The 11,431-nt window shown below is 41.3% G+C and carries 9 protein-coding genes; all 9 read right to left on the bottom strand.

The genetic code is table 11. The features are described from left to right. Position 1: 1 nt before the first annotated feature. A complete protein-coding gene (gene tssB, locus AB4133_RS09170) occupies positions 2-508 on the bottom strand; it encodes a type VI secretion system contractile sheath small subunit (RefSeq protein ID WP_017064520.1) in 507 nt (168 codons plus the stop codon). Positions 509-525: 17 nt separating this feature from the next. Next, complete coding sequence (gene tssA, locus AB4133_RS09175; RefSeq protein WP_372224255.1) at positions 526-2,100, bottom strand: type VI secretion system protein TssA; 1,575 nt, start codon at positions 2,098-2,100, stop codon at positions 526-528. Between the two features lies 1 nt (position 2,101). After that, on the bottom strand, positions 2,102-4,093 hold the full coding sequence (locus AB4133_RS09180) for a serine/threonine protein kinase (RefSeq protein WP_371722020.1): 1,992 nt from the start codon (positions 4,091-4,093) through the stop codon (positions 2,102-2,104). A 690-nt stretch (positions 4,094-4,783) separates the two neighbouring features. Beyond that, a complete protein-coding gene (locus tag AB4133_RS09185; protein ID WP_102361670.1) occupies positions 4,784-5,737 on the bottom strand; it encodes a hypothetical protein in 954 nt (317 codons plus the stop codon). Then, complete coding sequence (locus AB4133_RS09190) at positions 5,730-6,722, bottom strand: DUF2169 domain-containing protein (RefSeq protein WP_099167566.1); 993 nt, start codon at positions 6,720-6,722, stop codon at positions 5,730-5,732. The genes AB4133_RS09185 and AB4133_RS09190 overlap by 8 nt, the downstream gene beginning before the upstream one ends. Then, positions 6,703-8,022 (bottom strand): hypothetical protein, encoded by a 1,320-nt coding sequence (locus AB4133_RS09195; RefSeq protein WP_372101379.1) that lies wholly within the window; start codon positions 8,020-8,022, stop codon positions 6,703-6,705. The genes AB4133_RS09190 and AB4133_RS09195 overlap by 20 nt, the downstream gene beginning before the upstream one ends. A gap of 25 nt (positions 8,023-8,047) precedes the next feature. Next, positions 8,048-8,533, bottom strand: coding sequence for a hypothetical protein (locus AB4133_RS09200; RefSeq protein WP_102333578.1), 486 nt, complete (start codon positions 8,531-8,533; stop codon positions 8,048-8,050). Next, positions 8,533-10,611, bottom strand: a complete 2,079-nt coding sequence (tssI, locus tag AB4133_RS09205) for a type VI secretion system tip protein TssI/VgrG (RefSeq protein WP_372224256.1) — start codon at positions 10,609-10,611, stop codon at positions 8,533-8,535. Before tssI ends, AB4133_RS09200 begins: the two co-directional genes overlap by 1 nt. A 74-nt stretch (positions 10,612-10,685) precedes the next feature. Next, a complete protein-coding gene (locus AB4133_RS09210; protein ID WP_012600867.1) occupies positions 10,686-11,204 on the bottom strand; it encodes an Hcp family type VI secretion system effector in 519 nt (172 codons plus the stop codon). Positions 11,205-11,431: the final 227 nt, after the last annotated feature.

Here is an 11,431-nt window from a genome sequence, read left to right on the forward strand (position 1 = left end):
CTTACTCTGCTTTTTCGCCTTGGTCTGCACCAATGCTTAGTTCATCCAAAAGTTTCTTTCTTGCTTCTTCATCTTGAAGAACTGCTGCAATCTTCTTACGGAAAGCAGGTACATTCCCTAGAGGGCCTTTCAATGCAACCAAGGCTTCACGAAGTTCTAGTAAACCATTCAGCTCAGGAACGCTCTTCGCAATCGACTCTGGAGTAAAGTCCTTCATATTTTTGAATGTAATATCAACGCCAATTTGCGCACCTTCTTCATCAGAAAGACGGTTTTCAACATTTGCTTTGATATTCGGTGCGTAACCTTCTAATACTTCGTTAAAGTTATCTTTATCGATATTAATCGGATTACGCTCTTCGATCGGAGTTTCATCTGCACGAGCAGTGAAGTCACCGACAACCATCATACTTAGGGGCAGTTCAACATCATCAGACGCATCGCCTGTTGCTGGAACATAACGTATATTAATTCGCTCTTTCGGAGCCACCGAGCCATCACGTGACATAATTAGTCCTTTCTAGTTTATTGCTGGTCATAAATTGTTTCCCATTCGCTATATCTCACAGGTAAAAAATCCTTAGTTCGATATAGTTCCTTTAGAGTTTTTTGAATTAGATTTTCTAAAGAAAAAAACAAATGGGGTTCCCAAATTGATAGATTTAGTTCCTTAGCCACCGCCCAACTTTGTTCCAAGTAAGGCAAGCACAAAGGGTATAAACCAACACTTTGGTAGGCTTTCACTAACTTTAAGTGCAACATGAATTGTCCACGACCGGAGTTATCCAACTCGAGTTTGTTTGACAGTTCAGCCACATATTTACCCAAGTCACCTAGGGCAATATCCTCCATCTCAGATAGATCATCTTCAGCTACAACAATAGTTTGAATTATTGACGACTTACCCGAAGGACAAGCGTTACCTGTAGACAACCAAGTAATCGTTGCTTCATCCGCAAATGGAATAGAATTTTTGAAAGAGAGGTTCTCAATTCCCTCAAAAGAATCGACAAATCTCTTTGTTTCTTGCTTTACAGCCAACGCAGCTTCGTCATACCCAAGATTGTCTAACATTGAATAAACGAAATAATGCCCAGTCAGCCAAAATGGCGCATCAGTAAGTGTTCGCTCTAAACGCTTGATCGTATCGATATCACTTTCTTGATTTGCTTTATCTCGATATTCCGCCTGCTGGTCTGATGACACAGCGAGGCTAAGAGGCGTTAGATTGTCTTTGTGATCAGGTAAACCATCAACGTCGGCCCATGTCAGGTGACGGTAAATCCGATATCCTAAAGGTTCAGTCGGATTTGAATGCACCATGATCTCAGACACTTTTTTTAACGTACGCTTTGATGCAGCCGGAGATGAAAAATCTGTGTCAACGTCTACAGTGCTGTGCTCTCGAGGTTTACTTCGTTTCTGATTAGGCGTGGTGTGCGTCTTCGGACTGTCAGCTTCGTGGCTTTGTGGAACGATCGCTTTCTCGGACAGTGCAACAACATCAATGAGCGGTTCGGAATCAGCCAAACTGTGTTCAACCAACGTTTCTTCATTTAAAGATGCGTTCTGCATTAGTTGATTCAAATGACTTTTTAATTCGAAAAAGTCTACATCAGAGTCTTGAAATATCTCGTCAAACTGACGCTGGATACCTTCAGTTAGTGTGATACATCGAGATAGAACTTCCCAGTCAAGGGATTCTGCAGACAATTTAGTCGCGACGAGTTTGAATTGATGATTGAGCCACTCAACAGCCCCATCTCTACCTCTTTTACGTTTAGGGTATAACTCATGACCAAAACGACTGATTGAGTCATTGAGCAAAGATAATCCTTCCTCAAGCCCTATCTCGCCTTTGTCCTCTACCAAAGAACGGATCAGATAACAAAGCGCTTTAAGATCCTTACTATGCTGACTTAGCACTTCAATCGAATGGACTTTTACTATATGCCAGTCAACAGTCTCACCAAATAATGAACCAAATTTTTTCACTTCGGCTTCCATCATTTCATAGCAAAACTCGTACCTAGCATCCACACCAGTTGGTGAGTGTTCAGATATTGGTGCTAATAGCGTTTCAGTATCGATCAGACTCAAGTTAACCTCTGCTTTCAGAATTGTAATTTCTAATTGCTCGCTCGATTGCTATAGCACCTCGCGCTGGTTTAGATAGTTGATGACTTTTGTCTATAGAATCACTTGCCATGCTATTAAGAATTTCCGTTATTTCGCTGAATTTCTTAGGGGCATTAGTCTCTAGATCAGCTAACGAGTCGTGAAGTTTCTGTCGACCAAATACTGATTGTTCAGTTACAGTACTGAACAAAATAAATTCGCTTCTTGCTACTTTTAGAGCTCTTACTTTAGCTTTCAATTTTGGCGTGTTACCAAAAAATGATTGCGCAGCTTCTGCCTCAAGAATTGCTTTGGTGTAATAATGCTGCTTTGCATTTTTCTCTATCGAGGCATCTATTCCGCTGAGCACTTTGCGTGGTAATACATGACTATAAAAATAGGCTCTTGACTGGTTTACTTTCCAAGCAGTTTCAATATCACTGTCTGCAACATCTGATTTCCCATCTAAGATGAGTTCGACTAAACGCTGTTCTTGATTCCCACCAAAGGCGGCAATATTTTGTGAATTGATGGTCGCCTTATTCAGACTTGCCATCGTTTCCGTCAGCGCTTTATCTGCATAAGGAAATAGAGAGCCGTCACTGTTCAGTTTTTCTCGCAAAACAACGAGATCATGCCGGATCGACATCAGAGTTTTAGGAAGTAGATCGACCGCCCCTTCATATTCATTCAAGTCCGATTCATAGTTTTTATACAACTTAGCTAATTTGCTCTGTTGGACTTCATAAGCTTCTCGGTAAGGAGCTGTCGAGACGACATCTTTTTCCATATCTTGTAACGCGAATTCAATATCCCATGGAGACTGTGCTAAAAAAGACGCGGTTTGTGCAGGTTTAATAGTGCTCACAAGGCTACTCGAACTGTTGGTCGATTTAACAATCGATTTCCATTCAGGCTGACCTTGGTTATATAAATATGTACCAGTGATAATCACGACACACAGAACCAAACTCGCTTCTAAGTATCGAAGCCGACCACTTTGAATTCTGTCAATAGTTCGATGTTTGGTTAGAACGAGATCAGCATTCCGTAAACTACTAAATAAGGGAGCACTTACATCAGCACCAAATTTTTGGGTATCGATCTTGGCTAGTTGCTGCGCAAACGAAGTCGCTGTATACCTGTGCTGTCGAGGGTTGTTGACAACATCTTTAATTAACTTCCATACATGGTTAGGGATTAAACCTGGTCGTTTTTTTGCTTGTAATTGAGTTGTCCAAGCATCGCCAAATGCAGCTCCAAGAAATAGATGCCCAGTTAATAACGCCAATGAATAGACGTCATCTTGAGGTTGAGCCACGCCAGACTTTATAAACGCAGGAGACGCATAGCTCATGCTTGCTTCAGCGTAAGTATTAGATTCACCAACATAACGAGCAGCACCAAAGTCGATCAACTTTACATAATCGGACTCTGTAACAATAATGTTTGAAGGTTTAATATCTAAATGGCAGACACCTCTCGTGTGCATAAACTCAAGCGCACCAGACAATTGATATATCAGCCACGCAATATGGTCATGCCTAAAACCTTTAGGAGTATGACGAGCCATTTTTTCAGCCAAAGATTCTCCCTGAATCCACTGATACATAAAGTATGGTCGATCGAACTCTTTGCCTATTTTAATGAAATCAGCAACACTCGGATGTTGAGACATCTCAAGACGACTGGCTTCATTAATGATTAATTCATTCGCAAGTTCAGATGAACCTTCATTTAGAACCTTACAGCAAACCTGTTTTTCAGGGTTCCCTTTCTTGGCCAGGTGATAAACAGTCGTTTTGCCATTTTTTGAAGGTAATGTATCTAACACGTCAAATTGGGAGAAAATCACATACTCTAGCTTGGGCTTATTTTTATTAGCCATATTCTGAGCTTGCTGATTTTTCTTTTCGATCGCTTTCACAACCAACTTATCTAGATAACCTTTGGCTGTCCCTTGCTTTTCTGGCACGCTAAACTCTTTATCAAACGAAATAAATTAATGCTAGATAATAATTACTGTCCAATACCCTTTTCAATAGCAGTATTTAAAACCATCGGTAAGACTATTAATTCAGTTATTATTACTAAACAACCGAACATTACGACAAACGCTTTAACTAACTATTTTTGGCTAAAAATTAGGGTACTTATCCACGTAAATAACGAACTAAACATACATTGTTAACTGAGTCACATTTTTAGTTCATTCTAATAAAAACGAATTGTTCGTTTATCTGAGTAATGCTCAGAAATAATATTGATTATCTCTATAATTGGAATAGGTGTTTGGGAAGTGGATTCACCAAATAGAAATTAGGAATAGTTCGATATCAAGTGAGTATGGTAAAGCACTGAAATACTGCTCACTTATCATAAAACCATCAAGCCCCGCTCCTAAGCTTGAGTTCGTCATTGGAATGTACAACGCTATACTTAATTACGATGATAAAAATACACATCAGTTTCATCAAGGTGTTACAAATTTAGAAATAGAGGTGTTACAAATTTAGAAATAGAGCGGTGCAGCAACTAAAGCGGCTTGATGAATAAGGTGGATCTAAATAAACGCTAAGACTAACTTTGTCTACTGAATCGCCTTTCAGATAATTGTCGTGTGATAATGATTATAATATAAGCGTTTCGTATCACGGCTATGCAGTCAGGTCTGTTTCATACAAGTGAGTTGGAGCAACGCCCTTTCTCCTTTAACATCAAACATTAACAGGGTTACAGGGCTATTATGCGTTACCTCTTGGATAGTGCAGGCCATTAATGCCAATGCAGAACAACTACCCAATGTACCCCATAAATCATTAATTAAAGTGGGCTGCTGTGGGTTATCAAAACATTCGGCGCGTGCACCTAACGCGAACCCATAATCTTCAGTATGAGACCTCAGATTAGTCATATCAGAGAATACAGGCCCAAAACTCTTGATATTGCGACTCGCATTCCTGACGAGCTTCATTACTGACCTTCGCGTTGTATTTGCAGGTTCTACTTCGAAATAACCTAACTTTGCTTTGGGTTTAAGCTTTAACGTTTGCACCAAGTTATTCCGACATAACAGTAAACCCGCCCCGCCCTCACTCGGTATTATGCCCCATGGATTAGTTGAACTCATGACATCTCCAGCTTCGATTAAGTCACTGAGATCATCAACAAGTGAATCTACTGAGATACTCATTATTGCATCGAATTGGTTCAACTTAGCCAATGATGTGGTCAAGTATGATGGTCCACTTTGTTGAACCACTTCATAACGTGATATTGAATCACAATGCTTACATTCACTTAACCACTGACTCATCTCCACAGCAGAAATAGAGCCCGGTACATTGACGAGTAACGGAATAGGCTTTAATGATGTAGGTAACTGCTTTAAAAGAGAGTCGATCAAGCTCTCAATAAGCACCGAACACTTGTCAAACAATGATGTACTGGAAATGTATTCAATACTAGCGTACGTGAATCTTTCTATCCCATCACCGGCCACTTGCTGATCGAACCTTCCCAAATCCGCTTTGGCAACTGTTGTGGCAATATCAAGATTCATGCCCGTTGGTGTCATGGCTTCCATACCAATAACGAATCGTGCTGAATTGTTATTCATTATCCGACAACTCCTGTTTTTTATGGATCTTCGTTGACACTAAAAGATGCTCCTCGCCTTGACATGGAAAGGCAGCGCTGTAACTGATTGAAAGTATGCGAGCCTCTGTATCAATGAAAACCGTAGAAATAGGCATATCTACTTGATAGTTGGCATTTTTAAATTGAGCTTCTGCTACATACATCTCTTTGGGGAAACGGAAAGAGAGTGCATCATTATGGCAAAAGCCACTCATCATCAATCGTTCACCGCCAGATATGAAGCCTTTGCATTGTTGGTCTAGTGGCGCACTCTGATAAAAACGCTGGTCAAAGTCTACGGGATAAAGAGGTTTCCTATTCTCTAGCCAATCGTCATCAAAAGTGCCAGCATATTGCTGACGAGCCCCAAAAAATGGGGCTAACGGGCCAAATCCAGCAACCCGTGTATTCTTGGGTGTCGCACTCCAATCTTCCGTAGGATAAAAAACCGAAGGAACCTTCTGTTTCAATAGTTCCCCTTTAGTATCAGCAATACCTCCGCCGAGCCGGTTTCTTAAATCGCCTCCGATAGCACAGGAGAAGTCGATCTCTTTTTCCACAAATGGGAGTGGTTTACTTAGCGTTACGCTACCTCCGTGCTCAATCCATTGCCTATCACCAAGTACCGATATGGTTTTGTCGATATGGCCATCAATCAAAAGCCGACACTCATGGTACGTAACTGCCTTTTTCGCGTAGCTTCGGGCCTTACCGAAAATCAGTACATCTGTGTTGGTTTTAACAACTGAGAACTCTTGGTCAGCTTTCATCGCGGAAAGCCCTGCTTCACCCAGGTAGACAGGATCGTCATAGATCTCTGCCTCTTCTTGCTCCTTCCAAACAGAACCTACGAGTTGCCATGAACGTTTTCCAACGACAATCCACACCTCATTTCCATTATGATCCCGTTGAAAACGGCCTTTGATTGAAAGTTCTGGATGGTTCTCAATATCCCACAACTGCATTATTATTCCTTAGATTAAACCTTTCTGAGGCTGTTGAATTCTGGGTTAGTCGCGTGATATTCCACTCTTGTTGATGAACTGGCATAGCCATATCCCAAGGGATGTATGAGCGAGTATGGAGGCAAACCTGACGCCAAATCCAAACCCTAAAAGCAGCACTGACTTGAGTATCGAACATGGCTTGGATACTGGTTTCTAGAGTCAAAGTTTGTCCCAATCGACCCGGTGACGCTTGTCTGTAGGCGCCAATTTCGACCCATTCTTTTAGCTTTTCGAGTATTTCGTGCCACTCAAAGTCTATCCCCAAATTTTTTGGTGTCACTGGTAAACGTTTCCCATAGACAATGTAAAGCGCTTGGATCCAATCCTCACCTTCGAACTCGTCAAGGCTTGATACTAATTCAACTATTTTCGGAACATGTTCATTCAGACCGTGTAATACAAAATCGAACGGAGCCTGTACACTACTCAGATTAAAGCTCTCAAACTCTTTGAGCTCCAAAAGTTTGGCAAAAGTGACCACTTCGGGATCAGATACACTATCGATTGAGGTACCAAATTCCTGACGAAACCATGTCCCTCTATCCTCTTTCGTAAGTAATCGCTCAAACAGGTTCTGACTGCCATTTGAGTTTTCAGCTAACCAGACAACGCTTTCTGCATCGTTTTGTAACGATAAAAATAAATGTGTTTTATGCTCAGAAAACCGCTTGTCTTTAAGCCAACGTTTTAGCAGACCAACTGTGACAGTTTGGCGTAACTGTAGGCACTCCAAGTAAAGCACGGGCAGTTTACAACCACCTTCAACCATTTCGATTACCACAGAGTCGATACCTGATAATGATGACTGAACAACTAGCAATTTTGCGGTTTGGTAATCCAAATCATCAAGTATCGATAAACCACAAAGTAGGTTTTCTTGCTCTTGTCCAATCTCAGAATTCAACATGAGCCAAGCATAAATGGTTGGTTCGCTCTGCTTTAATTGATGAATCAATCCCGGAGCCAATCGATAGAAAGACAAATAAACATTTTTTAGGTCTTCAATCTGACGCTCAGCCAGCGCTAAATACTCCAGTTTAACGCTTGGGTATCCCCTTTTATGTACTTGTAAGCGTTGCTTTAACAAGAAACCAAGTGTCTCCGAAGCCAGTGACAGCTTTTCATTACACATATCCAGCCATTTGATAGGAAGCTCGTCCAATAAAGTGAGCGTACTTTCCGCATTAGTGATGGCGAGTTCCAAGTCTTCATTAGTAATCGGCTGGTTTAGTTGATCTATACCTATTTTTTGACGCATCCGTGAATCCAATCTAGTAACACGATCAATTGATCGCTATGGTGCCGCCTTGAATTTTTTGAGCCTTCTCAGCTTGAGAAGTCACATATTTGGCTTTGGTGGTAATTCGGCCATCACGGCCGCTGTAACGAGTCTCTGTTTCGCCACTTCTCACAATTAACTCTTGTTCCGTTTCAATAACCATTTTCTTGGCTCTCAGTACAAACTCATCCGAGTCATCAACAATGGAGAAAAAGATATCTGTGACTAAAGGAAGGTTAAAGTCGTTATTAAGAAACTCGATACGACATGAAAGGTTGTTATCAATAGCAAGTTGCAACTCAGCTAATTTAAACCCTCTCCCCAACCTCGCATTAATTGGCTGCTGCAACGGGTTTCCTTCGAAATCGACGCGAACACCACTCTTAGTTTCGTTAATCGATACAATTGTTCCAAAACGCGAAAAGCAAGCCGTTGATTCGGCTTGCTGTTCGGTGATGGTTTGTATAATTGGGGTTTGTTTTTCCATCATTAATTGATCGCCACGTTTCCACCTTTGATTACAACTTTATCGCTTCCTTCGATGGTTATTGAGGAACCTGATAACTTGATAGAACCGTCACTATTCATCACTAATGAAGACCCACCCGTCTTCAGTACTATCTTGTCACCGCTTATGACCTGCGTCGCGCCATCGGCTTTGTATGAAGTGTTTCCTTTAACAGAGACCGTTAAGTTGCCACCAACCGTCTGGTTATCATCGGCCCCTATATCAGAACTTTTTGATGCACCTACCGTTAAATTACTGTTTTCACCAACATCCAAATCATCATTCTTACCAATCTTGGTAATTTGATTGTCTCCAATTTCTAAGTCAGAGTTGTTCTTAACATATTGAGTTTCATTAGCGTTGTAAGTAACGGATACATCTTGTTCGACAGTTTCAGTAAACGTGCTGTTAACTTGGGTGGCCTTGTGTCCGTCAATGGTCTCTTTGTGATCACCGTGAACATCATTTGTCTGATGGCGTGCAACCTTTAAAAACTCATCTTGGCCTATGTCGCGGTAGCGGTTATTCAAAACCTTAGTCGACATGTCCTTTTGCGCATGAATGTAGACTTCTTCTTGGTTAGCTTCGTCTTCAAAGCTCAACTCGTTATAGCCTGTCCCTTTATGCGTTTGAGTTCTGAAAGTTGTACGCGTTTTGTTCTCTGGTAACGAATAAGGAGGATAATGAAGTCCGTTATAAACTGCACCAGTAACTAAAGGCCTATCAGGGTCTCCCTCTAGGAAGGTAACAACCACCTCATGACCGATGCGAGGTAGGTATACCGCCCCCCAAGTCGGTGCTGCCATTGATTGACTCACTCGAATCCAACAACTGGAATGCTCATCGCTCTCGCCATAACGGTCCCAATGGAACTGAACTTTGATTCGTCCAAGCTTATCAGTATAGATTTCTTCGCCTGCAGGCCCCACAACGACCGCTGTTTGTGTACCTTCAACCAAAGGAGCCTCAAGTTTTGGAGCTCTAAACTCAACATTCCTAGGAATGCACGCAAACTGATTGTGATATGTAGTTGGCAGACCATTAGTTTCATCTTCATGAACCTGAGGGTCATGGCCACTATGCATTACCGATAACATGAGATAATCACGGTTGATTGCTGAACGTGGATGCTCACTGATACTAAAACTGTATCCAGACGCCAGCCTCATGACATTACTGGTCGCCTCCACTTGCTGATTATCAACAACATATTCAGACATCCATTCATTTGATCTTACTTGACCCATCATTGGATCAACGTAACGCCCTGGGAAATCGAACAATTTCAAATCTAAATCGAGTTCACCGGAGCTGCTCATTTCTTGAGGGATCTTCGGAAACTCGTAGTTATAGTCAGTGTAAGTAACGTGGCCGGTTTTCACTCGATTCACGAGTTCAAGGTCAGAGATATGCTCGCGGTCTGCAACACCACCACCATCCGCATGATAAACAATAGGGCCTAGATAAGATCCGTTAAGTGGTGAGCTCAATAACTCAGTTATTGCATCATTACTGTCGACAATAACCATTGTGTGGTTAGCTTCTGTATGCTCAAAGTAGTACCACATACCATGCTCTGCCAAAATTCGTTGAACAAACTCTAGGTCTGTCTCTCGATATTGGAGCACGTATTCTTTTGAAGGATAGACACCTGACAGTTCTAATCGATAATCAGTTACTGACGCATCATCTAAAACTTCAGAGATGATCGCCGACGCTGATTTTTGTTGAAAAATGCGGCAGTCTTGTCTTTGGCTCAAAAACCAAGCTTGCGGAACAAGAGTCAGTTGGTAACGGGAGAATCTCCTACCCGATCCAAGGTAACGAACTTCATTAACTACGCCGTGAAAGCATCTCGCTGAACTGACACCTTGACCATATAGAGTCAAGCTACCTGGTTTACGGATGAGTGCATCAAATGAGATATCAGGATCAAGTGAAAGTAATGATAGGCTGATTTGAAAAGGCTTTGAAAGCTCTTCGATTACCTGAAAGCTCTCCACACGAAAATCATGCTCAGAGCCTTGCAGTTCAAACTTAAATTCTACGTCATTCACCATATCTTTTACCTGATACTAATAATAGAAATAGGGCCAACAGCAGTTGTTGACCCTTTGTTTTTCACGAAAAGCGATTAAGCTTCGCGTGGAGCACGCCAGTCATCGTTACCAGCAGTACCACAGTTCTCGTGAGTTACTTCGATTGCACGGTAAGTCAGCTTAAGTACTTCTTCAGTTACACGATCTGAAGTTGCAGCGTCTTGACAGTGATTCATACGAGTTTGAATATCTACTAGTAGTGCATCAATTAACTTGATTGAGTAGTAGTGCTCTTGCTTACCTTGTACTGAAGTACGGTAAAAACGGATTACACACTCAGGAAGCTTTTCGCCAGACACTAATGCGTTGAATAACAGAGGTGAACAACGGTCTTGTACTTTAGTTACTACTACCGGACGGTGAACACGTTGACCTGTTGGCTGACCACTTTGTGGGTCACGTGGAACTGTTAGTACGTGATCAAGTTCTTGAACTAGGAACTCATCAACGTGAGCTTCTTGCCAAGTGTTACCTACAGAATCTGCAGAGTAAGTATCTTTAGTAATGTGACCTTGAGTTTCACCATTGATAGACATATATGCTGGAGTTGGCATCGATATTTCCTTTTTAAAATTTATAATTCATTAATTCACCAAATCGCTTATCACCGCGACTGATTAAGCTAATACAAACATCATGCCAACTTTATAAAACCAATAAATACAGATAGTTACAATAAATTATCCGTTATAAATATTATATTTAACAACAATTTGTTGTTTAGAAAAACGATTTATTGAACGTGGATACTAATAAATTGAATTTAAAAAACAAAGGCAAA

The sequence above is a fragment of the Vibrio sp. 10N.286.52.F8 genome, assembly GCF_041468745.1.
Taxonomy (GTDB): Bacteria; Pseudomonadota; Gammaproteobacteria; order Enterobacterales; family Vibrionaceae; genus Vibrio; species Vibrio crassostreae_C.

Coding starts and splice junctions, on each gene's coding strand:
- tssB (WP_017064520.1), bottom strand. CDS start 508: ATGTCACGTGATGGCTCGGTGGCTCCGAAAGAGCGAATTAATATACGT.
- AB4133_RS09185 (WP_102361670.1), bottom strand. CDS start 5,737: ATGAATAACAATTCAGCACGATTCGTTATTGGTATGGAAGCCATGACA.
- AB4133_RS09190 (WP_099167566.1), bottom strand. CDS start 6,722: ATGCAGTTGTGGGATATTGAGAACCATCCAGAACTTTCAATCAAAGGC.
- AB4133_RS09195 (WP_372101379.1), bottom strand. CDS start 8,022: ATGCGTCAAAAAATAGGTATAGATCAACTAAACCAGCCGATTACTAAT.
- AB4133_RS09200 (WP_102333578.1), bottom strand. CDS start 8,533: ATGATGGAAAAACAAACCCCAATTATACAAACCATCACCGAACAGCAA.
- tssI (WP_372224256.1), bottom strand. CDS start 10,611: ATGGTGAATGACGTAGAATTTAAGTTTGAACTGCAAGGCTCTGAGCAT.
- AB4133_RS09210 (WP_012600867.1), bottom strand. CDS start 11,204: ATGCCAACTCCAGCATATATGTCTATCAATGGTGAAACTCAAGGTCAC.